Origin of the sequence: Leifsonia sp. NPDC077715 (assembly GCF_040686855.1) — a bacterium.
Lineage (GTDB): Bacteria > Actinomycetota > Actinomycetes > Actinomycetales > Microbacteriaceae > Leifsonia.
Genome location: NZ_JBFBOG010000001.1, coordinates 510,705 through 536,972 on the forward strand (window position 1 = coordinate 510,705; position 26,268 = coordinate 536,972).

The 26,268-nt window shown below is 71.9% G+C and carries 27 protein-coding genes and 1 tRNA gene; 18 read left to right on the forward strand and 10 right to left on the reverse strand.

Going from position 1 to position 26,268, the window contains the following annotated elements; all coding sequences use genetic code 11:
• The first annotated feature begins 146 nt into the window (after positions 1 to 146).
• From AB0P25_RS02470 to AB0P25_RS02480, 3 genes are read left to right on the forward strand one after another with little or no spacing between them, the layout of a single operon-like run.
• Positions 147 to 1,331 (forward strand): acetyl-CoA C-acyltransferase, encoded by a 1,185-nt coding sequence (locus AB0P25_RS02470; protein WP_363805200.1) that lies wholly within the window; start codon positions 147 to 149, stop codon positions 1,329 to 1,331.
• Complete coding sequence (locus AB0P25_RS02475) at positions 1,328 to 2,068, forward strand: enoyl-CoA hydratase/isomerase family protein (RefSeq protein ID WP_363805201.1); 741 nt, start codon at positions 1,328 to 1,330, stop codon at positions 2,066 to 2,068. Before AB0P25_RS02470 ends, AB0P25_RS02475 begins: the two co-directional genes overlap by 4 nt.
• Complete coding sequence (locus AB0P25_RS02480; protein ID WP_363805203.1) at positions 2,065 to 2,934, forward strand: 3-hydroxyacyl-CoA dehydrogenase family protein; 870 nt, start codon at positions 2,065 to 2,067, stop codon at positions 2,932 to 2,934. Before AB0P25_RS02475 ends, AB0P25_RS02480 begins: the two co-directional genes overlap by 4 nt.
• On the opposite strand, the gene AB0P25_RS02485 is transcribed toward AB0P25_RS02480, so the two are convergent.
• Complete coding sequence (locus AB0P25_RS02485; RefSeq protein WP_363805204.1) at positions 2,912 to 3,313, reverse strand: hotdog fold thioesterase; 402 nt, start codon at positions 3,311 to 3,313, stop codon at positions 2,912 to 2,914. The two genes, AB0P25_RS02480 and AB0P25_RS02485, sit on opposite strands and share 23 nt — an antisense overlap.
• A 48-nt stretch (positions 3,314 to 3,361) precedes the next feature.
• On the opposite strand from AB0P25_RS02485, the gene paaZ reads away from it, so the two are divergent.
• Positions 3,362 to 5,425 (forward strand): phenylacetic acid degradation bifunctional protein PaaZ, encoded by a 2,064-nt coding sequence (paaZ, locus tag AB0P25_RS02490; protein ID WP_363805205.1) that lies wholly within the window; start codon positions 3,362 to 3,364, stop codon positions 5,423 to 5,425.
• Positions 5,426 to 5,448: 23 nt separating this feature from the next.
• On the opposite strand, the gene AB0P25_RS02495 is transcribed toward paaZ, so the two are convergent.
• Positions 5,449 to 6,042 carry a TetR/AcrR family transcriptional regulator gene (locus AB0P25_RS02495; protein ID WP_363805206.1) on the reverse strand — a complete coding sequence of 198 codons (594 nt, stop codon included), beginning with the start codon at positions 6,040 to 6,042 and terminating at the stop codon, positions 5,449 to 5,451.
• 82 nt (positions 6,043 to 6,124) lie between these two features.
• Here AB0P25_RS02495 and paaA point away from each other — a divergent pair, with 82 nt between their 5' ends.
• Genes paaA through AB0P25_RS02525 form a run of 6 tightly spaced genes read left to right on the forward strand, consistent with a single transcriptional unit; the run spans position 6,125 to position 10,565 of the window.
• On the forward strand, positions 6,125 to 7,093 hold the full coding sequence (gene paaA, locus AB0P25_RS02500; RefSeq protein WP_363805207.1) for a 1,2-phenylacetyl-CoA epoxidase subunit PaaA: 969 nt from the start codon (positions 6,125 to 6,127) through the stop codon (positions 7,091 to 7,093).
• Positions 7,090 to 7,377: a 1,2-phenylacetyl-CoA epoxidase subunit PaaB gene (gene paaB, locus AB0P25_RS02505; protein ID WP_064109639.1), complete on the forward strand. Its 288-nt coding sequence runs from the start codon at positions 7,090 to 7,092 to the stop codon at positions 7,375 to 7,377. The genes paaA and paaB overlap by 4 nt, the downstream gene beginning before the upstream one ends.
• Positions 7,378 to 7,403: 26 nt before the next feature.
• The gene (gene paaC / locus AB0P25_RS02510) at positions 7,404 to 8,192 is read left to right on the forward strand and encodes a 1,2-phenylacetyl-CoA epoxidase subunit PaaC (RefSeq protein WP_363806226.1); all 789 of its coding nucleotides are present in this window, start codon (positions 7,404 to 7,406) and stop codon (positions 8,190 to 8,192) included.
• Entirely contained in the window at positions 8,189 to 8,677 is a 489-nt protein-coding gene (gene paaD / locus AB0P25_RS02515) for a 1,2-phenylacetyl-CoA epoxidase subunit PaaD (protein WP_363805208.1), read from the forward strand. The genes paaC and paaD overlap by 4 nt, the downstream gene beginning before the upstream one ends.
• Positions 8,678 to 8,679: 2 nt before the next feature.
• The gene (gene paaE, locus AB0P25_RS02520) at positions 8,680 to 9,786 is read left to right on the forward strand and encodes a 1,2-phenylacetyl-CoA epoxidase subunit PaaE (RefSeq protein ID WP_363805210.1); all 1,107 of its coding nucleotides are present in this window, start codon (positions 8,680 to 8,682) and stop codon (positions 9,784 to 9,786) included.
• Positions 9,787 to 9,794: 8 nt separating this feature from the next.
• Positions 9,795 to 10,565 (forward strand): enoyl-CoA hydratase-related protein, encoded by a 771-nt coding sequence (locus AB0P25_RS02525; RefSeq protein ID WP_363805211.1) that lies wholly within the window; start codon positions 9,795 to 9,797, stop codon positions 10,563 to 10,565.
• Positions 10,566 to 10,707: 142 nt separating this feature from the next.
• On the opposite strand, the gene AB0P25_RS02530 is transcribed toward AB0P25_RS02525, so the two are convergent.
• Positions 10,708 to 12,045, reverse strand: a complete 1,338-nt coding sequence (locus AB0P25_RS02530; protein ID WP_363805213.1) for a hypothetical protein — start codon at positions 12,043 to 12,045, stop codon at positions 10,708 to 10,710.
• 54 nt (positions 12,046 to 12,099) lie between these two features.
• The gene (locus AB0P25_RS02535) at positions 12,100 to 13,464 is read right to left on the reverse strand and encodes a M23 family metallopeptidase (protein WP_363805214.1); all 1,365 of its coding nucleotides are present in this window, start codon (positions 13,462 to 13,464) and stop codon (positions 12,100 to 12,102) included.
• A 204-nt stretch (positions 13,465 to 13,668) separates the two neighbouring features.
• Between AB0P25_RS02535 and lepB the strand changes: the two genes are divergently transcribed.
• The gene (lepB, locus tag AB0P25_RS02540) at positions 13,669 to 14,403 is read left to right on the forward strand and encodes a signal peptidase I (RefSeq protein WP_363805215.1); all 735 of its coding nucleotides are present in this window, start codon (positions 13,669 to 13,671) and stop codon (positions 14,401 to 14,403) included.
• Positions 14,404 to 14,406: 3 nt separating this feature from the next.
• On the opposite strand, the gene AB0P25_RS02545 is transcribed toward lepB, so the two are convergent.
• Complete coding sequence (locus tag AB0P25_RS02545) at positions 14,407 to 15,357, reverse strand: siderophore-interacting protein (protein ID WP_363805216.1); 951 nt, start codon at positions 15,355 to 15,357, stop codon at positions 14,407 to 14,409.
• A 145-nt stretch (positions 15,358 to 15,502) separates the two neighbouring features.
• On the opposite strand from AB0P25_RS02545, the gene AB0P25_RS02550 reads away from it, so the two are divergent.
• The 4 genes from AB0P25_RS02550 to AB0P25_RS02565 are packed head-to-tail and all read left to right on the forward strand — an operon-like array spanning position 15,503 to position 18,618.
• On the forward strand, positions 15,503 to 15,847 hold the full coding sequence (locus AB0P25_RS02550; RefSeq protein ID WP_363805218.1) for a YciI family protein: 345 nt from the start codon (positions 15,503 to 15,505) through the stop codon (positions 15,845 to 15,847).
• Complete coding sequence (locus AB0P25_RS02555) at positions 15,844 to 17,394, forward strand: carboxylesterase/lipase family protein (protein ID WP_363805219.1); 1,551 nt, start codon at positions 15,844 to 15,846, stop codon at positions 17,392 to 17,394. The genes AB0P25_RS02550 and AB0P25_RS02555 overlap by 4 nt, the downstream gene beginning before the upstream one ends.
• Before the next feature lie 21 nt (positions 17,395 to 17,415).
• Positions 17,416 to 17,811: a PLDc N-terminal domain-containing protein gene (locus AB0P25_RS02560; protein WP_363805220.1), complete on the forward strand. Its 396-nt coding sequence runs from the start codon at positions 17,416 to 17,418 to the stop codon at positions 17,809 to 17,811.
• 18 nt (positions 17,812 to 17,829) lie between these two features.
• Positions 17,830 to 18,618: a DUF4239 domain-containing protein gene (locus AB0P25_RS02565; protein WP_363805221.1), complete on the forward strand. Its 789-nt coding sequence runs from the start codon at positions 17,830 to 17,832 to the stop codon at positions 18,616 to 18,618.
• A 516-nt stretch (positions 18,619 to 19,134) separates the two neighbouring features.
• Here AB0P25_RS02565 and AB0P25_RS02570 read toward each other — a convergent pair.
• Positions 19,135 to 19,207: transfer RNA gene (locus tag AB0P25_RS02570), tRNA-Thr, on the reverse strand.
• 46 nt (positions 19,208 to 19,253) lie between these two features.
• Positions 19,254 to 20,171 carry a thioredoxin domain-containing protein gene (locus AB0P25_RS02575; RefSeq protein WP_363805222.1) on the reverse strand — a complete coding sequence of 306 codons (918 nt, stop codon included), beginning with the start codon at positions 20,169 to 20,171 and terminating at the stop codon, positions 19,254 to 19,256.
• A gap of 267 nt (positions 20,172 to 20,438) precedes the next feature.
• Here AB0P25_RS02575 and ugpC point away from each other — a divergent pair, with 267 nt between their 5' ends.
• From ugpC to AB0P25_RS02590, 3 genes are all read left to right on the forward strand, one after another.
• Positions 20,439 to 21,533, forward strand: coding sequence for a sn-glycerol-3-phosphate ABC transporter ATP-binding protein UgpC (ugpC, locus tag AB0P25_RS02580; protein WP_363805223.1), 1,095 nt, complete (start codon positions 20,439 to 20,441; stop codon positions 21,531 to 21,533).
• A gap of 80 nt (positions 21,534 to 21,613) precedes the next feature.
• Positions 21,614 to 22,909, forward strand: coding sequence for a DUF4032 domain-containing protein (locus AB0P25_RS02585; protein ID WP_363805224.1), 1,296 nt, complete (start codon positions 21,614 to 21,616; stop codon positions 22,907 to 22,909).
• Positions 22,910 to 22,982: 73 nt separating this feature from the next.
• Positions 22,983 to 23,345, forward strand: a complete 363-nt coding sequence (locus AB0P25_RS02590; protein WP_363805225.1) for a DUF4190 domain-containing protein — start codon at positions 22,983 to 22,985, stop codon at positions 23,343 to 23,345.
• A 4-nt stretch (positions 23,346 to 23,349) separates the two neighbouring features.
• Here AB0P25_RS02590 and rlmB read toward each other — a convergent pair whose 3' ends face one another.
• Genes rlmB through AB0P25_RS02605 form a run of 3 tightly spaced genes read right to left on the reverse strand, consistent with a single transcriptional unit; the run spans position 23,350 to position 26,208 of the window.
• Positions 23,350 to 24,372 (reverse strand): 23S rRNA (guanosine(2251)-2'-O)-methyltransferase RlmB, encoded by a 1,023-nt coding sequence (gene rlmB / locus AB0P25_RS02595; protein WP_363805226.1) that lies wholly within the window; start codon positions 24,370 to 24,372, stop codon positions 23,350 to 23,352.
• Positions 24,369 to 25,802: a cysteine--tRNA ligase gene (cysS, locus tag AB0P25_RS02600; protein WP_363805227.1), complete on the reverse strand. Its 1,434-nt coding sequence runs from the start codon at positions 25,800 to 25,802 to the stop codon at positions 24,369 to 24,371. The genes rlmB and cysS overlap by 4 nt, the downstream gene beginning before the upstream one ends.
• A 25-nt stretch (positions 25,803 to 25,827) precedes the next feature.
• Complete coding sequence (locus AB0P25_RS02605; protein WP_363805229.1) at positions 25,828 to 26,208, reverse strand: nuclear transport factor 2 family protein; 381 nt, start codon at positions 26,206 to 26,208, stop codon at positions 25,828 to 25,830.
• Positions 26,209 to 26,268: the final 60 nt, after the last annotated feature.

The window sequence follows — 26,268 nt, forward strand, 5'->3', positions numbered from 1 at the left end:
ACGGCTGGGCGGCGTGTCGCGTGCACTCTTCGCGGACTCGATGGCGGGGGGCCGTGGGCGCGGCGTGGTTGCCCGCGAGGGCGGGGTCTGCAACGATGGGAGCAACTGAACGATCGTTCGGTAATTCGGGTTCGAGGGAGAGCGCGATGGCGGAGGCCTACCTCGTCGGCGGCGTGCGCACGCCGGTCGGCCGCTATGGCGGCGCACTGGCGGCGGTCCGTCCCGACGACCTGGCGGCGCTCGTCGTCGCCGAGGCCGTTCGGCGCGGCGGTGCGCCGGCAGACGCGCTCGACGAGGTCGTCCTCGGGGCGGCGAACCAGGCGGGCGAGGACAACCGCAACGTCGCGCGGATGGCCGTCCTCCTCGCCGGGCTGCCCGACGAGGTGCCCGCGATGACCGTCAACCGGCTGTGCGCATCGGGCCTGACCGCGGTGATCCAGGCGGCGCAGGCCATCCGGGCCGGGGACGCCGACCTCGTCGTCGCGGGCGGCGTCGAGTCGATGACGCGGGCGCCGTGGGTCCAGGCCAAGCCCGAGCGCGCCTTCGCGAAGCCCGGTCCCCAGTACGACACATCGATCGGCTGGCGCTTCACCAACCCCCGGCTGCTCGCCCGCGACAAAGCGACCTACACGATGCCCGAGACGGCCGAGGAGGTCGCGCGGATCGACGGCATCCGGCGCGAGGAGGCGGACGCGTTCGCGCTCGAGAGCCACCGGCGCGCGGCGGCGGCCGCGGACGCCGGCCGATTCGACGACGAGCTGCTGGCGGTGGAGACGCCGGCCGGACCCGTGTCCGCCGACGAGGGCATCCGGCGCGACAGCAGCATGGAGGCGCTGGCACGGCTGAAGCCCGTCGTCGCCGGCGGCAGCGTGGTCACCGCCGGCAACGCCTCCCCGCTCAACGACGGCGCCTCGGCGATCCTGGTCGCGAGCGGCGAGGCGATCGAGCGGTACGGGCTGACCCCGCGGGCGCGGATCGTCGCGGCGGCGAGCGCAGGCGTCGCGCCGGAGGTCATGGGGCTGGGACCCGTCCCCGCCACGCGCAAGGCTCTCGCCCGCGCCGGACTCGATGTGGCCGACCTGGACGCGGTCGAGCTCAACGAGGCCTTCGCCAGCCAGGCGCTCGCGTGCATCCGGCGCCTGGGCCTCGACCCCGCCACCGTCAACGCCGACGGCGGCGCGATCGCGCTGGGCCACGCGCTCGGATCGAGCGGGACACGCATCCTCGTCACGCTGCTCGGCCGGATGGAGCGGGAGGGCGCCCGCCGCGGCCTGGCCACCATGTGCGTCGGCGTCGGCCAGGGCACCTCGCTGATCGTGGAGGCGGTATGACCGAGACGCTGCGCGTCGAGGAGGCGCCCGACCGGGTGGTCGTCACGCTCGACCGGCCGGACCGCCGGAACGCGATCGACCAGCGGATGGTGGACGAGCTGCACGAGGTGTGCGCGGCGCTCGAGCGCGAGCCGCGCATCCTCATCCTGACCGGGGCGGACGGCGTGTTCGCGTCCGGCGCCGACATCGCCCAGCTGCGCGAGCGGACCGCGGAGGACGCCGAGAGCGGCATCAACGACACGGTCTTCTCCCGGGTCGCCGCACTGCCGATGCCGGTCATCGCCGCGCTCGACGGCTACGCGCTCGGCGGCGGTGCTGAGCTGGCGTACGCGGCCGACCTGCGGATCGGCACCCCGCGCCTGCGCATCGGCAACCCCGAGACCGGCCTGGGCATCATCGCCGCCGCGGGCGCGCTCTGGCGGCTCCCCCAGCTGGTCGGCCTGCCGCTCGCGACCGAGCTGGTGCTCACCGGCCGCATCCTGACCGGGGAGGAGGCGCTGGCCGCCGGCCTCGTCGGCAGCCTCCACGAGCCCGGCGACCTGCTTCGCGCCGCGCACGCGCTCGCCGACCGGATCGCCGCCAACGACCCGCTGGCCACCCGCCTCACCAAGCGGGTGCTGCGGGCGCCGCTCGCCGACCATCCCACCGCCGAGCGGGAGGCGCAGGCGCAGGCGTTCGAGTCGCCGGAGAAGCGGCGGCGGATGACGGAGTTCCTGGAGCGGAGGAGGACGCGATGAGCGCGTTGCCGGACAGGGTCGCGGTGATCGGCGGCGGCCGGATGGGCTCGGGGATCGCGCATGCGTTCCTCATGGCGGGCGCCGAGGTCGTCGTGGTGGAGCGGGACGCATCCGCAGCGGCGGAGGCGCGCGACCGCATCCTCGCGAACGTGGAGGGCAGCGTCCGCCGTGGGGCGGCCGCGCCCGACCCCGAGCGGCTGCTGGTCACGGTCACGTGGGAGGCGTTGAACGGCGCCGGGTTCGCGATCGAGGCGGTGCCCGAGCTCGTCGGGCTCAAGCGCGAGGCGCTGCGCCGCGCCGAGGACCTGCTGCCGGTGGACGCGGTGCTCGCCACCAACACGTCGTCGCTGTCGATCGACGTGCTGGCGGAGGGGCTGGAGCGGCCGGGAGCGTTCCTCGGGATGCACTTCTTCAACCCGGTCCCCGCCTCCACTCTGGTCGAGCTGGTGACCGGATCCGCGACCGCGCCGTCGGCGGCCGAGGACGCCGCCCGCTGGGTCGGGGCGCTCGGCAAGACGGCGATCACGGTCCGCGACTCCCCCGGCTTCGCATCCTCGCGCCTCGGCGTGCTGCTCGGGCTGGAGGCGATCCGGATGGTCGAGGAGGGCGTCGCGACACCGGAGGCCATCGACACGGCGATGACCCTCGGCTACAAGCATCCGGTCGGGCCGTTGCGGCTGACCGACATGGTCGGGCTGGATGTGCGGCTCGACATCGCCGAGTACCTGGCGCGCGAGCTCGGTCCGCGGTTCGAGCCGCCGGAGCTGCTGCGGCGGATGGTCGCGGAGGGGATGCTCGGGCAGAAGTCCGGGAACGGCTTCTACGACTGGACCCGCGACTCCCCTACCGCTCCGGAGCGTCGATGATCAGGTTCGTGATGCGCGCCGTGCAGAGCCGGTTGCCGTCCTCGTCGCTGACGACGATCTCGTGCGACGCGATCGTGCGCCCCAGCCGGATGGCCGTCGCAACACCGGTCACCAGACCCGACCGGACCGACCGGTGGTGCGTCGCGTTGATGTCCACCCCGACCGCGCTGCGTCCGGGCCCCGCGTGGATGACCGCCGCCCACGACCCCAGCGCCTCGGCGAACGCGACGGACGCTCCGCCGTGCAGCAGCCCGAACGACTGGCGGTTGCCCTCCACCGGCATGGTCGCCACGACGCGCTCCGCGGACTGCTCCAGGATGCGCACCCCCATCTTCACGTCGAGCTCGCCCAGTTCGATCGTCCAGTCGCCGTCGGCCATGCGGCCAGCTTACGCATCCACTCGTCCCTCGATCTCCGGAGGCCTCTCATGATCCTGCCCAGCACGGTGCTGCCCAGCTACATCCGCGACGGATGGTGGGCGCCCGACGACGCAAGCGGTGCGGCCGAGGTGCTGGACGCGTCCACCGGCGCGCCCGTCGCTCAGGTGAGCGCGGCGGGGCTCGACCTCGCGGGTGCGCTCGAGCACGCGCGCACGGTCGGCCAGGCCTCGCTCGGTGAGCTGACCTTCCACCAGCGCGCCCTGCTGCTGAAGCAGCTCGCACAGGCGCTCACCGAGCGGAAGGACGAGCTGTACGAGCTGTCGCTGCAGTCCGGCGCGACCCGCTCCGACGCGTGGATCGACGTGGATGGCGGCATCGGCGCCCTGTTCACCTACGGGTCCAAGGGCCGCCGGGAGCTGCCCAATGCGCAGGTCGTGCTCGACGGGCCGGCGGAGCAGCTGTCGAAGGACGGAAGCTTCCTCGGTCGCCACGTCTTCACGCGCCTCCCCGGCGTCGCTGTGCAGATCAACGCCTTCAACTTCCCGGTCTGGGGGATGCTCGAGAAGCTGGGGCCGTCGTTCCTGGCCGGGATGCCGACGCTCGTCAAGCCGGCGACGCCGACCGCGTTCATCGCCGAGGCGGCGGTGCGCATCATGGTGGAGTCCGGGCTGCTTCCGGCGGGGTCCCTGCAGCTGGTCAGCGGCGGCGTCCCGGACCTGTTTCAGCACCTGCGGCTCGGCGATCTGGTGGCGTTCACCGGGTCCGCCTCGACGGCCGAGAAGCTGCGTGCCCACGACTCGGTGCAGACCGGCGGGGTCCGGTTCACGAGCGAGACCGACTCCATCAACGCATCGGTGCTCGGGACGGATGCGGTGACCGGCACGCCGGAGTTCGACGCGTACGTGAAGGGGCTGGTGGTCGAGCTGACCGCCAAGTCGGGGCAGAAGTGCACGGCGATCCGGCGCGCGATCGTGCCGGCGCCGCTCGTGGACGACGTGATCGGCGCCATGCGCGAGCGGGTCGCGTCGCGCGTGGTCGTCGGCGACCCGCGGGCGGAGGGTGTGACCATGGGGCCACTCGCATCGCGCGGGCAGCGCGAGGAGGTGCTGCGGCAGGTCTCCCGGCTCGTGGCGGCCGGCGGTGAGCTCGTGCTCGGCGGGCTCGACCAGCCGACGGTGACGCGCGGCGACGGGACGGTCGGGACCGCACCCGAGGGCGCGTTCGTCGCGCCCGTGCTGCTGCGTTTCACGGACGCGTGGACGCCCGAGGCGCACACCGTCGAGGCGTTCGGGCCGGTCGCGAGCATCCTGCCGTACCAGACCGCGGAGGAGGCGGTCGCGCTCGTGGCGCGCGGCGGCGGGTCGCTGGTGACCAGCGTCGCCACGCACGACCCGGAGTTCGCGCGCGCCTTCGTGCTCGGCTCCGGCGCGTACAACGGACGCATCCTGGTGCTCGACCGGGACGACGCGCGCACCTCCACCGGGCACGGGTCGCCGATGCCGCACCTCGTGCACGGCGGACCGGGACGCGCTGGCGGTGGCGAGGAGCTGGGCGGGATCCGCGCGGTGCTCCACCACATGCAGCGGACCGCCCTGCAGGGATCTCCCGACCTGCTGACCGCGATCACCGGGGTGTGGCATCCCGGGGCCGCGGCGAGCGCGGACGGACCGCATCCATTCCGCAAGTCGCTCGCGACGCTGCGGATCGGCGACCAGGTGCAGGCCGGCCCGCGGCGGGTCACGCTCGACGACATCGAGGAGTTCGCGACCTCCACCGGCGACACCTTCTACGCGCACATGGACGAGGACGCGGCGGCCGCGAACCCGTTCTTCCCCGGTCGGGTGGCGCACGGCTACCTGCTGGTGTCGTGGGCGGCGGGGCTGTTCGTGGATCCCGAGCCCGGTCCCGTCCTGGCGAACTACGGGCTCGAGGATCTGCGGTTCCTGACGCCGGTCGTCCCCGGCGACAGCATCCGCGTCGCCCTGACCGCTAAGCAGATCACGCCGCGGGAGACCGACGACTACGGCGAGGTGCGCTGGGACGCCCGCATCCTGAACCAGCGCGACGAGCTCGTCGCCACCTACGACGTCCTCACCCTCGTCGCCAAGTAGCAGCCCGTTCGGCGCCGAGCGGGTCAGCGGAGGGCGAGCGCGAGGATGGTGTCGGCGAGGTCGTCGGGGCTGAGCGGGCCCTCGGGGGTGTACCACTCGGTGAGCGAGTTGATCATGCCGAAGAGGAGGCGTGCCACGACGGCGGGGTCGGCGTCGGTGCGCAGGCTCCCCTCATCACGGGCCTCGGCGACGAGGTCGGCGACGGCGTGGTCGAAGGCGCGGCGACGCTCCAGCGCGGCGCGCTCGACCTCGGTGTTGCCGCGGACCCGCAGCAGCAGTGTCACGTACGGCAGCCGCTCCGCAAGCACGCGCACGGCGCCGCGCAGCACGTACGCCAGACGGTCGGCGGCACGACCCTCGGTCGCTTCGGGCGCCCGCAGCACGCCCTCCAGGCCGTCGAGTGCTTCGTCCAGCGCGAGCCGCAGCAGCTCCTCCTTGGACGCGACGTGGTGATAGATCGCCGACTTCGAGAGCCCCAGGCGCTCGGCGAGCATCCCGATGGAGGTCGCGTCGTAGCCGTGCTCGTTGAACGCGGCCACGGCGACCTCGAGGATGCCGCGCTGGTCGTAGCCGGGGCGTCCCCGGCGCAGCGTGTCCGAATCCACCGTGTCCGTCACCCGTTCAGTCTGGCACGCGGCACCCGTCGAGGGATATACTGACCGAACGATCAGTAAGTAAAGATCAGCAAAGGGGAGGTCGATGGAGACCACCACCGCGGAGCCGACCGCCGAGCAGGCACGTTTCGACGAGCTCATCGCAAGCGACTCGCGCATCGAGCCGCGCGATTGGATGCCCGACGACTACCGCCGCAGCCTCATCCGGCAGATGTCGCAGCACGCGCACTCCGAGATCATCGGCATGCAGCCGGAGGCCAACTGGATCACGCGTGCGCCGAGCCTGAAGCGCAAGTCCATCCTCATGGCCAAGGTGCAGGACGAGGCCGGCCACGGACTGTACCTCTACTCCGCCACCGAGACGCTGGGCGTCACCCGCGACGAGCTCATGGACCAGCTCATCTCCGGGCAGGCGAAGTACTCGTCGATCTTCAACTACCCGACTCTCAGCTGGGCCGACATCGGCGCGATCGGCTGGCTGGTCGACGGCGCCGCGATCTGCAACCAGGTGCCGCTGTGCCGCTGCTCGTACGCGCCGTACGGCCGCGCGATGGTCCGCATCTGCAAGGAGGAGTCCTTCCACCAGCGGCAGGGCTTCGAGATCCTGCTCGAGCTGATGCGAGGCACCCCCGAGCAGCAGCGGATGGCGCAGGATGCGGTGGACCGCTGGTACTGGCCGTCGCTGATGATGTTCGGGCCGCCGGACGGCGACTCCCCCAACTCCGCCCGTTCGATGGCGTGGAACATCAAGCGCTTCTCGAACGACGAGCTGCGGCAGCGCTTCGTCGCGATGCTGGTGCCGCAGGCGGAAGCGCTGGGCGTCACCCTGCCCGATCCCGACCTCCGCTGGAACGAGGAGCGCCAGGCCTACGACCTGGGCCCGATCGACTGGAGCGAGCTCAAGGAGGTCATCGCCGGCCGCGGCCCGTGCAACGCGCAGCGCCTGCAGCGCCGACGCGAGGCGCACGAGGAGGGACGCTGGGTGCGGGAGGCCGCCGCCGCGTATGCCGCGAAGCAGGCGGCCCGCCGCGAGACCGCCGGAGCCGTCGCATGACCGCCGAGCAGTGGCCGCTCTGGGAGGTCTTCGTCCGCGCCTCCCGCGGCCTGTCCCACGTGCACGTCGGCTCGCTCCACGCGCCCGACGAGGAGCTGGCCGTCCGCAACGCCCGCGACCTCTACACGCGCCGCGGCGAGGGCGTGTCGATCTGGGTCGTCCCCTCCGACGCCATCACCGCCAGCGACCCGGATGCGAAGGGCGCCTTCTTCACGTCGCCCGCCGGCAAGAACTACCGGCACGCCACCTATTACACCGCCGCCGAGGGGGTGAAGCACCTGTGACCGATCTCGATCACGGCCACGTCGAGCTGTCCGCGGTGACGCTCTCGGACGAGTTCGTCGCCTCCGACACCCCGCCCTCCCCCGAGGTCGCCGAGTACGCCCTGTGGCTCGGTGACGACTCCCTGGTGCTGGCCCAGCGGCTCGGGATGTGGATCACCCGCGCCCCGGAGCTGGAGGAGGACGTCGCGCTCGCGAACATCGCCCTCGACCTGCTCGGTCACGCCCGCTCGCTGCTTCGCTACGCGGGCTCCGCGACCGGGCGCACCGAGGACGACCTCGCCTACTGGCGCGACGAGGGCGACTTCCGCTCGGCGCACCTGTTCGAGCAGCCGAACGGCGACTTCGCGCACACGATCGTCCGCCAGTTCGCCGCCGCGCACTACCTCTACGCGCTCTACGACCGGCTGCGCGCCTCCGCCGATCCGGTGCTCGCCGGGGTGGCCGCCAAGGCGGTCAAGGAGGTCGACTACCACCGCGACCACGCCGACCAGTGGATGCTGCGCCTCGCGCTCGGAACCGACGAGTCCCGCCGCCGCACCCTGCGCGCGCTCGAGGACGTCTGGCCGTACGTCGACGAACTGTTCGCCGACGAGCCGGTGCTCGATGCGCTGGACGGCATCGCCGTGCGGCCGTCGTCGCTGCGCGTGAGGTTCGACGCCGACATCGCGCCCGTGCTCGCCGAGGCCGAGCTCGACCTCGCGCAGGCGTTCCATGCAGCGGGCGGTGGCCGGCACGGACGCCACTCGGAGCACCTAGCCCCGCTGCTCGCGGAGATGCAGGTGCTCGCCCGACAGCATCCGGGGGCGTCGTGGTGACGCGCACGCATCATGCCGACGCGGCGCGCGCCTGGTCGGCCGCAGCCTCCGTCGTCGACCCGGAGGTGCCCGTCCTCAGCATCGACGACCTCGGCGTGCTGCGCGAGGTGACCGTGACCGACGAGGGCGTCGACGTCGTCATCACGCCCACCTACTCCGGCTGCCCGGCGATGGATGCGATCCGCGAGGACGTCGTCCGCGCCCTGTCCGCCGCCGGCTTCGGCGAGGTGCGCGTCCACCTCGTGCTGTCGCCGGCGTGGACCACCGACTGGATCAGCGGCGCCGGCCGCTCCAAGCTGAAGGAGTACGGCATCGCGCCGCCCGCGCCCACGACGGGCCCGGTCAGCCTGCGCCTGTCGGTCAAGTGCCCGCACTGCGGCTCGCTCGACACCCGCGAGATCGCGCACTTCGGCTCCACCTCCTGCAAGGCGCTGTTCGTCTGCCGCGGCTGCGGGGAGCCGTTCGACCACTTCAAGGCGCTCTGAGGATGGCGCGCGCCCGGTTCCACGAGCTCGCCGTCGCCGAGGTGCGACCGCTCACCGCCGCCAGCGTCGAGGTCACCTTCGCCGTGCCCGACGAGCTGCGCGGCGAGTACGACTACCTGCCCGGCCAGCACGTCGCGCTGCGCGCGCACGTCGGCGGCCGGGAGCTGCGGCGCAGCTACTCGATCTGCCGTCCGCCGCTGCCGCCGGTGGATGGGCGTCCCGGCCGGATCAGCGTCGCGATCAAGCGCGACCTCGGCGGCGCGTTCTCCACCTGGGCGACCAGCGAGCTGCGCCCGGGCGACCGGATCGACGTGATGAGCCCGCAGGGCACGTTCACCGTCGACACAGCGCGCCTCGACGGAAGGCACATCGTCGGCGTCGCCGCCGGCTCCGGGATCACGCCGCTCATGGCGCTGGCCGGCAGTATCCTCACCGGTTCGCCGACCGCCCGGTTCACGCTGGTCTACACCAACCGGACGGCGATCGACGTCATGTTCCTGGAGGAGCTGGCCGACCTGAAGGACCGCTTCCCCGCCCGCCTCGCGCTGCACCACGTCCTTTCGCGCGAGCAGCGCTCCGCACCGCTGCTCTCGGGCCGGATCGACGAGGAGCGGTTCCGGCGGATGCTGGACACGCTCATCCCGCCGGACTCCGTGGACGAGTGGTTCCTGTGCGGACCGTTCGAGCTCGTGCAGCTGTGCCGCGACGTGCTGGAGACCTCCGGTGTGGAGCGGGACCGCATCCACTTCGAGCTGTTCACCACGGGAGAGCCCGGCGAGCCGCGCGGTGACTCCGGCCGCCCGGTCGTGGTCCACGACGGCGAGAAGACGGCCGAGATCGAGTTCACCCTCGACGGCCTCACCTCGACGGTGACCACTCCGATGGACGCGAACGAGTCCGTGCTCAACGCCGCGCTGCGCGTGCGGCCGGACGTTCCGTTCGCCTGCACGGGCGGCGTCTGCGGCACCTGCCGCGCGCGGCTCGTCACGGGCGACGTGCGGATGACCGAGAACTACGCCCTCGAACCGGAGGAGCTGGAGCGCGGCTACGTGCTCACCTGCCAGTCGCATCCGCTCACCGACCGCGTCGTGGTCGACTACGACGTCTGAGGAGCCCCATGATCGAGCTCGACATCGCCGACGGGATCGCACGGATCACCCTGAACGCGCCGCAGCGCCTCAACGCGCTCGGCCCGGACGACCTGCGCTCGCTGACCGCGGCGTATTCCGATGCGGAGGCCGCGGGAGTGCGCGCGCTGGTGCTGCGCGGCGAGGGCCGCGCGTTCTGCGCCGGCCGCGACATCGCGGGTGTCGACCCCGCGACGGACGACGTGAGCGGCTACCTCGACGGACTGGTCACGCCCCTGCTGCAGCGCATCGCCGCGTTCCCCGCCCCGACCTTCGCCGCCGCCCAGGGAGCGGCCCTCGGCGTCGGTCTGGGCCTGCTCGTCGCGACCGACGTGGTCTACGTCGCCGAGGACGCGAAGATCGGCTCGCCGTTCGCCGCGCTGGGCGCCTCCCTCGACTCCGGCGGGCACTGGCTGCTGGTCTCGCGCCTGGGCCCGCACCGCGCGCTCGACCTCATCTACTCCGGCCGACTGCTCTCGGGGAGTGAGGCCGTGGCGGGCGGTCTGTTCTCGCGCGCCGTGCCGGCGGCGTCACTCCAGGACGAGGTGGATGCGGCCGCCGCCTCCGCCGCGACCGGCGCCACCCAGGCCTTCCTCGCGAGCAAGCGCATCGTCGCCGGCCTGCGCGACGGCACCCTCGACCTCTGGTCGTCGGTCGCCGCCGAGAACGCCGCCCAGGCGGCCCTCCGCGACACCGCCGACTACCGCGAGGGCTTCCGCGCCTTCCAGGAGAAGCGCCCCCCGCGGTTCACCGGCGTCTGACGCGATTCGTGCCGAATGTGCGCTATCGCGCCGCCATACCGCGCATTCGTGCCGAATCTCCACCCCCCACCCCAGCCGCGATTCGTGCCGAATGTGCGCTACGAGGCGGCCAGAGCGCACATTCGGCACGAATGCCGTCGCATTAGCCGACGCGCGTCGCGAGGAGACGCTGCACGGCGGCGAGCGGGATCGGGATCCACGAGGGGCGGTGCCGCGCCTCGTACGCGATCTCGTACACGGCCTTGTCGAGCTCGAAGGCGTCGAGGAGCTGACGGAAGTGGTCCATCTCGCCGGGCGCGACCGACGCATAGCCGTCGAGGTACGCCTGGCGGGCGTCGGCGGCCCAGCCGCTCGCGTCCACCGGCGACTCGCGGCGCGCGAGGGAGCCCGCAACGTAGTCGAACGAGCGCAGCATCCCGGCCACGTCCCGCATCGTGGCGTCGGGCAGCGCGCGCTCGGCGAGGGGACGCAGCGGCTCGCCCTCGAAGTCGATGAACTGCCAGCCGCGCTCCGGCGCGTAGAGCACCTGGCCGAGGTGCAGGTCGCCGTGGATGCGCTGCAGGAGCGGGAGCGGTGCGGCCGCGGCCTCCTCGTAGACGGCCGCGATCCCGGCGCGAAGGTCCTCCACCTCCGGCACCTCGGTCGTCGTGACCGTCAGCCGGCGGAACATGCCGTCGAGCGCCTGGGCGACGTCGTCCGACGATGCAGGCTTGGTCGGCAGCTCCCGCGCCATCAGCCGGTGCAGCTCGGCCGTCCCCGCGCCGAGCGCGTGGGCCCGGTCGGCGAAGTCCTCCCCGCGCTCCGCCGCGCTGACCGCGAGCTCCCAGCCGTCCTCCGCACCGGGGACGAAGTCCTGCATGAGCGCGAGCTCGCCGGAGGCGGTGCCGCCGTCGGCGGTCGGCCACGAGCCGGTCAGCCAGCCCAGCAGCGCGGGCGTACGGCGCGAGCCGCCGGCGGTGAGCGCGGCGAGCGTGGAGACGTCGGGGTTCTCGCCGTCCTGCACCACGCGGAACACCTTGATCAGCGCCGGGCGGCCGTCCTCCAGCTCGCCGACGATGGAGGTGTTGGACTGCTCCGCCGTCAGCCGGCGGGACGAGCGCACCGTCAGCCGCCCGCCGAGCGTGTGGCCCTGCGCGTGCGCATCCCGGCCCTCCGAGCGCTCGGCGCCGGTCATCAGGTCCACGAGGGAGGCGACGTACGCCTCCTCGGTCGACCCGTCGTAGAGGTAGCGGCCGCCGGCCTCGCCGATGAATGCGGCCTCGTCGCCGTCGCGGCTCACCCGCGCGACCACCGGCACCTGGTAGACGCGCGGCGTGCGCGGGGCGTCGTCGGCGAAGAAGTGGGTGACGATGCGGGCGTCGTCGCCCGCGGGTTCGGCGTCGAACGAGGCGAGGAGGCGCAGGCGCGGCTGGACGTTCTTGGTCGAGTACCAGCGCTGGCGCTGCATCCACGTTCCGACCAGCTCGGTGAGTTCGGTCATGCCTGAACCGTACGCCCGCCGGGGCGGTTGGGAGCAGTGGTTGCCACCGAATGCTCAGCGGGTGCCGAGCACGATCCCACGCGCGGCCATGAACGGCTGCGGGTCGATCTGCAGGCCGCCGACGTGCACCTCGAAGTGCAGGTGGCAGCCGGTCGACAGCCCGGTCGAGCCGACCTGCGCGATCGGCTGGCCGGCGGCGACCTGCTGACCGACGGTCACGCCGATCCCGCCGTCGCGGATGTGCCCGTAGGCGGTCTCGACGCCGCCGCCGTGGTCGATGAGGATGTAGTTCCCGTACCCGCTGTACGGACCCGCCTTCTCGACGGTTCCGGCGGCCGCGGCGTAGATCGTCGTGCCGCACGGGGCTCCGAGGTCGTCGCCCGGGTGGAAGAGCGCGGTGCCGAGCGGACGCGACGGTCGCGGACCGAAGACGTCCGTGATGGACCCGTGCACCGGCAGCGCCCAGCCGGCGGCGACGAGCGTCGGGTCGGACGTCAGCACCTGGAAGCTCGAGCCGGCCTCGATCACGGTCGGCGCGGCGGCGAGGGCGGCGGAGGCGGCATCCACCCGTGCCTGCGCGTCGGCCACGGCCTGCTGGCTGCCCTCGAGGTCGACGGCGGTCACGGCGTCGGCGGCGCCCTGCGCCTGGCGGGCCAGCGCGTCGGCGGTCTTCTTCTCCTTGGTGGCCGCTGCGATGGCCTCATCACGGTTCGCGCTGAGCGCCTTCAGCCGGTCGGCCGCGCCCAGCTTCGTGAGGAGGTCGCCCGGCCCCTCCAGCGCCGCGCTGACCGGGTCCTGGGTCAGCAGGTGCGTCCCGGACGCCCGGATCAGCGCCGTCGCGTACGCGGCAGCCTCGGTGGCCCGCTTCTTCGCCGCGTCGGCGCGCTGCTGGACGGCGTCGGCGACCGCCTGCGCCTGGTCGCGTTCGCGCTGGGCGCTGTCCGACTCCTGCGTCGCGTCGGCCAGCTGCTGCTGCGCCGCGGCCAGGTCGCTGGCCAGCTCGACGGCCTGCTGGAGGGCGGCGGGATCGGGCTGCTGGAACTCGGGGAGGTCCGGCGCGCTGAGGGTGATGTCGTCGGTCGGCGGCGGCGTGGTGTCGGCGGGCGGAGCGGGCGGCGGAGCCGGCGCGGGCGTGGTCGGCGAGGGCGTCGGGGTCGGAGTCGGAATCGGCGTGGGAGTCGGAGTCGGCGTGGGCGTTGGCGTCGGAGTCGGCGTCGGATCCGGAGTCGGCGCCGGATCCGGAGTCGGCGTCGGATCCGGAGTCGGAGTCGGATCCGGAGTCGGCGTCCCATCCGGAGTCGGCGTCGGGTCCGGCGTCGGCGTGACCGTGCTCGTCGCCCCCGGCGCGCAATCCGTCGCGCACTCCTCCGCCGACGCCCCGGTCGGCACCGCCAGCAGACCCCCGGCCACCAGCGCCACGACGGCGCATGCGTGAAGGAGGCGCGGCCTCCCCGACCGCGTCGTCCCCCTGGGCACCTCGAACGGACTCCGCATGATGGAAGCGGGCCGGCGGCGCGGCGCCGCGGCCCGTAGTGAGATGTTCTCACCTCCCCCTAGCGGGAGCAAGCCACCCGAACGAGGTGTGATGCGGCTCACAGCCTCGGCACGTTACGGTGAGAGATTGTGACCGACAGTACCGCCACCACGCGCCCGCGCCGCACCGCCAGGCGCGCGTCCAGCTGGAAGACCCTCCTGCGGGATGTGGTGGTCATCTTCGTCGTCGCCGTCCTGGTCTCGTTCCTGATCAAGACGTTCGTCGCGCGCTCCTTCTACATCCCCTCCGGGTCGATGGAGAACACGCTGCAGATCAACGACCGGATCATCGTCAACGAGCTGCAGCCGAAGGTGTTCCCGCTGCAGCACGGCGATGTGATCGTGTTCAAGGACCCGGGCGGCTGGCTGCCCCCGGCCCCGCCGCCCACCGGCAACGCCTTCCAGCAGGGCGTCGGCGCCGTGCTCGACTTCGTCGGCCTGGGCGCCTCCGACTCCGACCAGCACCTGGTGAAGCGGCTGATCGGCCTGCCGGGCGACCACGTCACCTGCTGCAACGCGCTCGGTCAGATGAGCGTCAACGGCGTGCCGCTGAAGGAGCCCTACGTGCTGCTCCCGGCCGGCGTCCAGGCCGTCTCCGAGAAGTCGTTCGACGTCACCGTGCCGAAGGACATGGTCTGGGTGATGGGCGACAACCGCTACAACTCGGCCGACTCCCGCTACCACATGGACGACCCGGGCAAGGGCTTCGTGCCGCTGTCGGATGTGGTCGGCAAGGCGTTCGTGATCAGCTGGCCGGTCAGCCACTGGTCGTGGCTCGACGACTACCCGGACACGTTCCGCGGAGTCGAGCGCGAGGACCAGTAGTCCTCAGTTCTCCGAGCGCCCCAGCCGCCAGTAGCCCATGAAGGCGACGCGCGAGCGGTCGATGCCGTGCTCGCGCACGAGCAGCCGCCGCAGCGTCTTCACGGCCGCGGACTCCCCCGCGATCCAGGCGTAGAAGCCGGGGTGCGCGTCCTCGGGGCTCTCCCACAGGATGTCGAGGTCCACATCCACCTCATCGAGCGTCTGCGCGCTGCGGGCGGCGGCGCGGGAGACGATCCCGGGGTTCGCGGTGAGCCAGCCCTGCACGGCCGGGATCAGTGCGGTCCCCGTGACGGCGTGGCCACCGCGGGCGAGCCAGGTCACCTCGACGTGGGCGGGCACGTCGAGCGCGAGCGCATCCTCAGCCGACGGCACCTCGATGAACGCACGGGCACGACATCCCTCGGGCAGCGCCTCGAGGATGGACGCGATGGCGGGCGCCGCGGTCTCGTCGCCGACGAGCAGCAGCTCGCGCGCATCCCCCGGGCGCCAGTCGATGCCGACGCCGCGGTGCGGGCTGCGCGCATCCGGCCCGATGACGACGAGCTCCGAGCCGGGACGCGCGCCGAGCAGCCAGCGCGCGGCCGGACCGCCGTCGCCGTGGGTGACGAAGTCGATGTCCAGACGGCAGGCGTCGGTGCCGATAGCGCGCACCGTGTAGGTGCGGAACGGGCTGCGCCGGTGCTCCGGCAGCCGGCGCCACCGCTCGTACCAATCGCCCGCCAGGTGGGATTCCTCGTCGTCGATCCCGAGGTCCGGGAAGCTGCCGTCGGCGAGCGGGAAGAGCAGTTTGATGCGCTGGTCCAGGCACTCGGTGCCGAAGTGCTCGAAGTCGCCGCAGTGGAAGCTCACCCGCGTGAAGTGCGGGCTCAGGCGGCGCACCTCGGCGACCACCGCGCGGTACGGCCGGTACGCGGGCCGCGGACGCTCGGTACGGGTCGGGGCGAGGATCGTCACGTAGGTAAGGCTACCCTAAGCCCCTCCGTGCTCTCCTGACGATCCGCTGAGTCTCGCGACGGACGGCTTCGCGGGCCAGAATGTCGAGATGCGGACCTCCTGTTCGACGTCCCGGTGAATCGCTCACGATCGAGAGGAAGAGACGATGAAGTACATGATGTTCGTGATCACCGACAGCGACCGGGACACGGAGTCGGACGAGTCCGATGTGAACGTGTGGGTGGACGAGCTCGACAGCGCAGGCAAGCGCATCATCGGCGAGGTGCTGCAGGCACCCACCGAGTCGCGCGTCGTGCGCGTCCGCGGGGGCAAGCGGTACGTCACCGACGGGCCTTTCGCCGAGACCAAAGAGTGGATCTGCGGGTTCGACATCCTGGAAGTCGAGAACCTGGAGGAGGCGGTGGAGATCGCGTCCCGCCACCCGATGGCCCGCAACGGGCAGCTCGAACTGCGTCCGTTCATGGAGTGGGATGAGGCAGCTCCGGCGTGAACGATCGACCGGTCGTCGTCACGGCCGCGGGCGCTGTCCGCGGCCGTGACGACGGACGCGTCGCGACCTGGCGCGGCATCCGGTACGCCGAACCGCCGACCGGCCCGCGACGCTGGCGGGCGCCCGTGCCGGCTCGGCCGTGGACGGGCGTCGCCGACGCCGATCGGTTCGGGCCGGCCGCGCCGCAGCGACCCAACCCGTCCGTCCCGCTCGCGCCGGGCGAGCCCGGTGGGGCGCGGATGGACGAGGACTGCCTGTTCCTCAACGTCGTCCGACCGTCAGCGGAGCGGGCCGACGGGCGCCTGCGCCCGGTGATGGTCTGGCTGCATGGCGGCGCCTACGCGATGGGCTCCTCCAGCCAGCTGGTCTACCACGGCGACACCCTCGCTGCGGACGGCGACGTGGTGATCGTGACCCTCAACTACCGCCTCGGCGCCCTCGGCTTCCTGGATCTCACGGCCGCCGGGGTCTCCGACGCCGAGAGCAATCCCGCGCTGCGGGACGTGCTGCTCGCCCTGCGCTGGGTGCGGGAGAACATCGCCGCGTTCGGCGGCGACCCCGGCGCTGTGACCGTCTTCGGCCAGAGCGCGGGCGCCGGTCTCGTGATCGCGCTGCTCGCCTCTCCCGCAGCCACCGGGCTGTTCCACCGCGCGATCGCGCAGAGCCCGCCCGCGGGATCGATGTACGGTCCGGAGCGGTCGGCGGTCGTCACCCGCCGGTTCGTCGAACGCCTCGGCATCGACGTCGCCGACGGGGCGGCGCTGCGCGAGGCTCCCGTCGAGGCGATCGTGGACGCGGCAGACGCGGTGTACACGGAGATCCCGCGGGAGCACCCCGGCACTCTGGCCTTCGCCCCCGGGGTCGGCGACGACCTGCTCCCGGAGTCGCCGCTGCGGGTCCTCAGCGAGGGCCGCGGCCTTGCGGTACCGCTCATCGTCGGCACGAACCGCGACGAGGCGACGCTGTTCCGGCTCATGCGGTCGCCGCTCTTGCCGATCCGCCGGCCGGCGCTCGAGCGGATGTTCGCCGCCATGCAGGAGGAGCAGGCGCGCGGCGGCCCGGACGGCGTGCGCCTCCCTCCACCCGGCCGCGTGCGGGCCGCCTACCCGGGCAGCTCGCTGTCGCGCGGCGTGCGGGTGGCGACCGACATCGCCTTCCGGATGCCCGCCCTCTGGCTCGCCGCCGGTCACAGCACGGTCGCGCCCACCTACCTGTACCGCTTCGACTTCGCGCCGCGGCTGCTCCGGCTGTCCGGGATCGGCGCCGCGCACGCCACCGACCTGCCGTACGTCTGGGGCGAGTTCGGCGGTCTGCCGCACGACCCGTCGTTCCTGCTGGGCGGACGGCGAGCGGCGGACGACCTCTCGGCGCGGCTCCGCACGCGCTGGGCCGCCTTCGCCCACGGCGCCGACCCCGGGCCCGACTGGCGCCCGTACGACGCCTCGGCCCGCGCCACCCTCCTGATCGACCGGGAGGACCGGCTCGTCCCCGACCTCGACGCCGCACTCCGCGCCGGCTGGGGAGAACAGATCCTGTCCTTCAGCTGAGCGCCCCCTAGACTCACCGGTATGGTGCTGCTGCCGCTGATCGTGTTCGCGCTGTTCGTGTTCGCGCTCGTCGACATCATCCTGCGCCGCCAGGACCAGGTGAAGCATCTGCCCAAGGTCGCCTGGGTGTTCATCGTGATCCTTCTGCCGCTCGTCGGCAGCATCCTGTGGTTCGCCGTCGGGCGCGAGTATGAGCCGTCGACGCAGCGGCGCACGCTCCGGATGCCGACCGTCGGCCGGCCGGCCACCGCCCCGTCTCCCGTCGAGTACAGCGCGCGCCGGGAGACGGACCCGCTCAGCACGGAGGCGCAGCTGGCCGCGTTGGAACGCGAGATCGAACAGGCCGAGCGCGACCAGCGCATCCGCCAGCTGGAGCAGGAGCTGCGCCGCCGGAACGACGCGGACGAGCCGGCCTAGCCCGGGGAGGAGCGAGGCGTGAACTGGTTCTACGAGACGCCCGACGTCATCGCGCTGCCCGTCTTCGTGGTGCTGTTCGTCGCCGGTTCGTGCGGGATCGTCCTGCTGCTGCGTCCCTTCGTCCGGCGGCAGGCGAGGAAGGCCGCGGAATGGGACCGCGTGCTCGGCTACGTCGTCGGCACCTTCGGCGTCTTCTTCGGCATCCTGCTCGGGCTGGTCGCGGTGTCCGTGTACACCGACTACTCGGACACGCACGCGGCCGCTCTCGAGGAGTCGTCGCAGCTGAGCGCGCTCTACCGGAACGTGGCCTCCCTCCCCGAGCCGTTGAGCACCGAGCTGCAGCACGACCTCCAGGGGTACGCGCGCACCGTCATCGACGGCGACTGGCCGCAACAGCGACGCGGCGAACTCCCGACCGCGAGCACCCCCGACGTCGACCAGCTGGAGAAGCGCATCTCGTCCTTCTCCCCCACCGACGGTCGCGAGCAGGCCCAGCTGACGCAGCTCCTCGCGACGTTCGACAGCTTCGTGGAGGCGCGGCGAGCCCGGATCGACGCCACCACCTTGCAGCTGCCCCCGCTCTTCTGGGCGGTCATCTGGGTGGGTGCGATCATCAACGCCGTCTTCATCGCCTGCATCGACGTCGCGAACGTGCGGCTCCACCTGGTGATGGCCGCTCTCCTCGCCGTCTTCATCGGCCTCGTGATGTTCGTGACCGCCGACATGGACCATCCGTACGCCGGCAGCATCTCCGTCGACCCCGGCGATTTCGTCCGCCTGCTGCAGCAGTGGGAGTCCCGCGCCTGACAGTGCGCTCCACGTCGCGTCACGGCGGACGGCATCCCTCGTCTCCACAACTGAGACCGTCGAATCCGGGGAATGAGATGCCACACCGCAAGACACCGCAGACCGCCACCGCGCACGCGCGCGTACACGATCGCCATGATGCCGCCTGGATCCGGCTCCGGCACGCCGTCGCCGCCGAGTACATCGCCAAGCTGCCGGACCTGCTGTCCCTCGACGATTTCGCCCGGCTGACCGGCATGCCGACCTCGGAGGTCCGGCGCGCCACGATGACCGGCGAGCTCATCGTCTCGCTCTGCGACGGCGGCTACGGGATCGCACCGGCCGACAATCTCGCCTACCTGCTCGGCGAGCGCCTGCTGCGACTCGCCACCGATGCCGAATCGCCGCGGCGCGATCGTCCTCGGCCCGACCGGACGCTCGAGGTGAGCACCGCCGCCTACGAGCGGGTCTGGGAGGAGGCGGTCCGCGCCGGCATCTCCCCGCGCGAGGCGCTGGACCGCCTGCTGCTCCCGACGGAGCCGGCTGCGGGACTCGAACCCGCGACCGCTCGCTTACAAGGCGAGTGCTCTACCAACTGAGCTAAGCCGGCACGGCGGTCGCCCGCCGACCCCAATCCTACGGGGTCCCAGGTCGCCCTACTTGGTGGGCGTTGTGGTCGGCGTCGGCGTGGGCGTCGCGGTCGACGTGTACTGGTCGCCCTGGGCCTGCAGCACGAACGCCTTGAAGTCGTCCGCGTTCGTCAGCGAGCCGGTGTACGGCTTGCCGTTGACGAGCACGAGCAGCGCGTTCGTCATCTTGGAGACGTCCGAGTTCGGGATGGGGCCGCTGAGCGCGCGATCGCTCGCCGTGGTCACCCAGCTCTTGAACCGGCCGTCGTCGATGCACGAGTCGATCTCGCTCGTCTTGCCCGCGCCGGACGCGGCGGCACGCTGCTTCAGCGTCTCGTCGGTGAGGCCGGGGCCGCCCTCCGCGGGCTGCTTCTCGAACAGGGAGGCGTTGAACTTCCAGAACGCGTTCGGGGAGTAGTTGGCCACGCACGCCGCGGCGTTGGCGGCGCGCAGCGAGTACTTCGTGCCCGCCGAGTGGCTGGTGTAGATCGCGACCGGGTGCATCTCGACCGTGACCGCGCCGTCCTTCACCAGCGGCTCGAGCTGGTCGAGGTTGGTGCGCTGGAAGTCACCGCACAGCTTGCACAGGTAGTCGGCGTAGATGCGGATGTCGACCGTGCTCGCCTTCGGGTCCGGCGTGTTCGCGACGGGCTGCGCGTCGGGGGCGAGGGCGGTCGTGGTCTTGACCTTGAGGCCCGAGCCCACGACGACGCCGTCGCTGGCCATGTTCTTCGGACCCGGCACGGCCGGCCGGATGGCCGACACGAGCACGACGGCGACGATGGCGAGCACCGCGATGACGCCCACGGTGATGCCTCCGCCGATCAGAAGGCGCCGGCGGCGCTCCTTGCGCTGGTGGGAGGTGCGGAGCTGCCGCGCCTTCTCGCGCGCCGCGGCGCGGACGTCGCCGGAACGGCTGTCGTCGGGGTTCGTCTCAGGACTCATATCTTCCGGATGCTGCTCTCGGGGGTCGGACGGCCGCGCGGGGGGACGCGGCGGGTGGCGCACTCCGGCGCACACAACCGGGACAGCGTATTCCGGCTGTCTGGGAATCGACCAGACGGTCCCTGGACGCCCGCGGTCCGGAGCACCCCCTCCGATGTCATATTATGGCCACGTGGCACCGACGCCATCGGACGTCGACGCCACGCGTTCATCCATTCACAACGGATCGTCCGGCACGTACCTGCCGGTGAAGGAGACAGAAAGAAAATGGCGACAGTCACCTATGACAAGGCGACCCGGCTCTACCCGGGTTCCAACCGCCCTGCTGTGGACGCCCTCGACCTCGAGATCGCAGACGGCGAGTTCCTCGTCCTCGTCGGCCCCTCGGGTTGTGGAAAGTCCACCTCGCTCCGCATGCTCGCGGGCCTCGAAGAGGTCAACGACGGCAACATCTTCATCGGTGAGCGCAACGTCACCGACGTGCCGCCGAAGGACCGCGACATCGCGATGGTGTTCCAGAACTACGCGCTCTACCCGCACATGACCGTCGCCGAGAACATGGGCTTCGCCCTGAAGATCGCGGGCGTCGGCAAGGAGGAGCGCGCACAGCGCGTCCTCGAGGCCGCCAAGCTGCTCGACCTCGAGCCGTACCTCGGCCGCAAGCCGAAGGCGCTCTCCGGTGGCCAGCGTCAGCGCGTCGCCATGGGCCGCGCGATCGTCCGCTCCCCCCAGGTGTTCCTCATGGACGAGCCGCTGTCGAACCTCGACGCCAAGCTCCGCGTCCAGACCCGTACCCAGATCGCCTCGCTGACCCGCCGCCTCGGCGTCACCACCGTCTACGTCACGCACGACCAGACGGAGGCGCTGACCATGGGCGACCGCATCGCGGTCCTCAAGGACGGCGTGCTGCAGCAGGTCGGCACCCCGCGCGACCTGTACGCGCAGCCGAACAACGTGTTCGTCGCCGGCTTCATCGGCAGCCCGGCCATGAACCTGTTCACGGCCGACGTCACCGACGGCGGCATCAAGTTCGGCTCGGCCGTCGTGCCGGTCGAGCGCGACACCCTCGCCGGTGCCGGCCAGACGGTCACCATCGGTGTCCGCCCGGAGGACGTTGTCGTCTCCAGCACCGAGGGCAGCGGCCTGAAGGTGACCGTCGACCTCGTCGAGGAGCTCGGCGCGGACGGCTACCTGTACGGCCACTCCGAGGTCGAGGGCAAGCGCACCGACATCGTCGGCCGCGTGGACGGCCGCGTTCACCCGAACGCGGGCGACACCGTCTACATCACGCCGAAGCCGGGCCACGTCCACGTCTTCAACTCGGAGACGGGCGAGCGCCTGGGCGGCGCGGTCGTCGACTAAAGTTCCAGGAGCGAATCCTCACTCTGCCGCAGTCCGGTTCGGGCTGCGGCAGAGTGCTTGAACCGACCGGAGGAACCACCGTGGCCGGATCCGTCAACATCACCGCAGCGACCGTCGACCCGGCGCTGCTCGACCTGCCGTGGAGCGTCCCGCTCGAGGACTGGTCGAACCAGCACATCGCGCTGCTCCCCAAGGGCATCAGCCGCCACCTCGTGCGCTTCGCGAACATGTCCGGCTATGTCATCGCCATCAAGGAGACGACGGCCGAGATGGCGCAGCGCGAGTACGACATGCTGCGCACGCTGCAGCGGCTCGACGTGCCCTGCGTCGACCCGGTGGCGGTGATCAAGAACCGCACCGACGACGACGGCACCCCGCTCAACGCGGCGCTGGTCACCCGGCATCTGAAGTTCTCGCTCCCCTACCGCGCACTGTTCTCCCAGACCCTCCGACCGGACACGGCCACCCGCCTGGTGGACGCGCTCGCGGTGCTGCTGGTGCGCCTCCACATCGTCGGCTTCTTCTGGGGCGACGTGTCGCTGTCCAACACGCTCTTCCGCCGCGACGCCGGAGCGTTCGCCGCCTACCTGGTCGACGCCGAGACCGGCCAGCTCTACGAGGGCGGCCTCTCGAACGGCCAGCGCGAGAACGACCTCGAGATCGCCCGCGTCAACATCGCCGGCGAGCTGATGGACCTGGAGGCCGGCGGCCGCGCCGACGAGGAGCTGGACCCCATCCGCGTCTCCGACGGCATCGTCGCCGCCTACCGTTCGCTCTGGAAGGAGCTCACCGGCAGCGAGTCGTTCTCGTCGTCCGAGCGCTGGCGCATCAGCGAGCGCGTCGAACGCCTCAACGAGCTCGGCTTCGACATCGAGGAGCTGGCGATCAAGACCTCGGAGGAGGGCACGAAGGTGCGCATCCAGCCGAAAGTCGTGGACGCCGGACACCACCAGCGCCGTCTGCTGCGCCTCACCGGCCTCGACACGGGCGAGAACCAGGCGCGCCGCCTGCTCAACGACCTCGACTCCTACGCCGCGACTCTCGGCAAGGAGGGGCTGGACGAGGAGGCGATGGCGCACGAATGGCTGATGCGCGTGTTCGAGCCGGTCATCCGCTCGATCCCGGCCGACCTCAAGGGCAAGCTCGAGCCGGCGGAGGTGTTCCACCAGCTGCTGGAGCACCGCTGGTTCATGTCGCAGGAGGAGGGGCGCGATGTGCCCCTCGCCGAAGCGCTGACCTCGTACATCAACGACATCCTGCGCCACCGCCGCGACGAGGCGACGGTGATCGCACCGCCGACCGAGACGATCAGCATCCCCGTGCTGAGCGGAGCGGACGATGACGAGGACGAGGACGACTGGCGGTCGAAGGTCTGAGCCCCCAGCTCGGGTGGCGGCGGCGCGACGGGCAGCCCGCTACGCTCTGACTGTCACCCGATCCAGGAGCGAGATGTCGAACAGCGATCCGTCCGCGACCCAGCCCTACGGCCAGGCCGCACCTCAGCCGTACGGACAGCCCGCCGGCCAGCCGTACCCGTACGCCTATCCGTACCCGCCGGCGCCGCGGACCAACACTCTCGCCATCGTCTCGTTCGTGGCGGCGTTCGTGATGAGTCTCGCGGCGGTCATCTGCGGTCATATCGCCCTCGCGCAGATCAAGCGCACCGGCGAGGGCGGCCGCGGTTTCGCGATCGCCGGACTGGTCATCGGCTACATCGGAGTGGGCTTCGCCGCGATCTTCTTCGTGATCTGGCTGGTGCTGTTCCTCAGCATCATGGGCCACGCCTACTCGACGGGCGAGCTCTCGAGCTGACGGGTCAGGCGCGCTTCGCGGCCTTCGCCTCCGCGCGCAGCTTCGCGATCTCGTAGAGCGTCACGCTCGCCGCGATGCCCGCGTTCAGCGACTCGGTGGAGGCGCTGATCGGGATGGACACGATTGCGTCGCAGGTCTCGGTCACCAGGCGCGACAGGCCCTTGCCCTCGCTGCCGACGACGATGACGACCGGGCGGTCTGCGAACGACAGCCCCGGGAGGGACGTGTCGCCGCCGCCGTCGAGGCCGAGCACGAACACGCCGGCCTTCTTGAAGTCCTTGAGCGTCTGGGTGAGATTCGCCGCCATCGCGACGGGCGTGCGGGCAGCGGCGCCGGCCGACGTCTTCCAGGCGGCGGCGGTCATCCCGACCGAGCGGCGCTGCGGCACGATGACGCCCTGGCCGCCGAACGCGGCGGTCGAGCGGATGATGGCGCCGAGGTTGCGCGGGTCGGTGATGCCGTCGAGCGCGACGAACAGCGGGGTCTCACCCTTGCGGATGGTGTAATCCAGCAGCTCCCCCGGGTGCCGGTACTCGTACGGCGGAACCTTGAGCGCTACGCCCTGGTGCACGGCGTCGCGACCGGCGAGCCGGTCGAGCTCCGGCCGCATGACCTCGAGGATCGGGATGGCGCGGCCGGTCGCGATCGACAGGATCTCCTTCATCCGGTCGTCGAACTCCACGCGTGCGGCGACGTAGAGGGTCGACGCGGGGATGTCGGCCCGCAGCGCCTCCAGCACCGAGTTGCGGCCGGTCACGATCTCCGACTCGTCGCCGGTCTTCGCGCGGCGCGAGGCGCCGGACGCTCCGCGGGGCGCCGCATCCCGTCCCCCGCGTGCGGCCTTCTCGGCCGCGCGCTCGCGCAGCACCTTGGCCTTGTGGGCGGCGTGGTACTCACGGTCCTCCGCCTTCGGGGTCGGACCGCGACCCTCGAGCGCCTTGCGGCCGTGGCCTCCGGTGCCGACCTGGGCGCCCTTCTTGCTCTTGCGAACGGCCCCGGCGCGGGGCTTGCCACCCGAGTTCTTCATGATCCGATGCTCCAATGCGACCCCGTCGGGGTGTCTTCGATGGTGATTCCTGCCGCGCTCAGCTCGTCGCGGATACGGTCTGCCGCCGCGAAGTCGCGTGCAGCGCGCGCGTCCTGCCGTTCGGCCAGCAGGCGGCCGATCAGCTCGCCGAGCGCCGACTCGGCCGCCGACGACCCGCACGTGCGCCACTGCGGCGACAACGGGTTGATGCCGAGCACTTCCGTCATGGCGAGCACGTGCCCGCGGGCGGCGGCGGCCGCCTCCAAGTCTTCCGCATCCAGCGCCGCGTTTCCTGAACGCACCGTGTCGTGCAGCACGGCGAGGGCCTGCGGCACGGCGAGGTCGTCGTCCATGGCCTCCGCGAACGCGTCGGGGACGATCTCCACGCCGTGGCCGGCGAAGCGGGTTCCGGCGAGCCGCCGCTCCACGCGCTCGAAGAACCCGGCGATCCGGTCGAGCGCCGCCTCCGCCTCGCTCAGCGAGCCGTCGTGGTAGTCGATCGTGGACCGGTAATGCGCGGAGCCGAGGTAGTAGCGGACGACCAGCGGCCGTGCGGCGCCGAGCAGGTCGGCGGCGTAGATCGAGTTGCCGAGCGACTTGCTCATCTTCTGGCCGTTGACGTGCACGAGCCCGTTGTGCACCCAGTAGTTGGCGAACGCATCCCCGGCGGCGGTCGACTGCGCGATCTCATTCTCGTGATGGGGGAAGCGCAGGTCGAGCCCGCCGCCGTGGATGTCGAACTGCGGACCGAGGTAGCGCCGCGACATCGCGGAGCACTCGATGTGCCAGCCCGGCCGTCCGTCGCCCCACGGCGACGGGAACGCGGCGGACGCCGGCTCGTCGTCCTTGCGCCCCTTCCACAGGGCGAAGTCCCGCGGGTCGCGCTTGGCGCGCGGGTCGGCGTCGGCGGCCGCCTCCATGTTGTCGATGCTCTGCCGGGTGAGCTCGCCGTACGACGGCCAGCTCGTGACGTCGAAGTACACGTCGCCGGAGCCGTCGGTCGCCGCGTAGGCGTGCCCCGTGTCGATCAGGCGCTGGATGATCTCCTGCATCTGCGGGATGCTCGCGGTCGCGCGCGGCTCGTAGGTCGGCGGAAGCACGCCGAGGGCGCGGTAGGCGTCGGTGAACTCGAGCTCGAAGCGGTATGCGAGCGCCCACCACTCCTCGCTGCCGCCCTCGGCCTGTCCGGCGGCGGCGTTGACGAGGATCTTGTCGTCGATGTCGGTGACGTTGCGGACCAGGGTGACGTCGAGGCCGCGGTACGTCATCCAGCGGCGCAGCTGGTCGTACACCAGCGCGGAGCGGAGGTGGCCGATGTGCGGCGACGACTGGACGGTCGGGCCGCACACGTACATGCCGACCTCGCCGTCGCGCAGCGGGACGAAGTCGCGGAGAGCGCCCGCCTTCGTGTCGAAGAGTCGCAGAGTCACGCACCAAGCCTAGAGGGAGCGGGCCTCAGGAGGCGGCGCGTTGCGCCAGCTCCTCGTTGACGGGCGCGAAGGCGAGGCGGTCGAGCAGGAGCTCGATGTGCGCGATGCGCCCGTCGCGGACCGTCAGCAGCTCGACGCAGCGCACGGCTCCCGCCGACGTGTCGGTGACGAAGTCGTAGACCACGCAGGCGCGGTCGCCGTCGGTGAACACCTCGCGGATCTCGTTGCGCACGAGAGCCGGCAGCAGCCGGTGGAGGGCCTTGAGCCAGCCGTCCTTGTCGCTCGTCGTCCCCGCGAATTCAGCCACGAGGGCGACATCGAGCAGGTCGGCCAGCGGCTCCTCGTCATGCGCCCCGACCGCCTGGATGTAGCGCCGCGCGATCGTCTCCGTGTCGGTGGATGCCATCTCCGGTCCTTCCCGCGCCGCGACCGGCGGCGCCCCACCGGACACCGTAGTCCCGCCGGA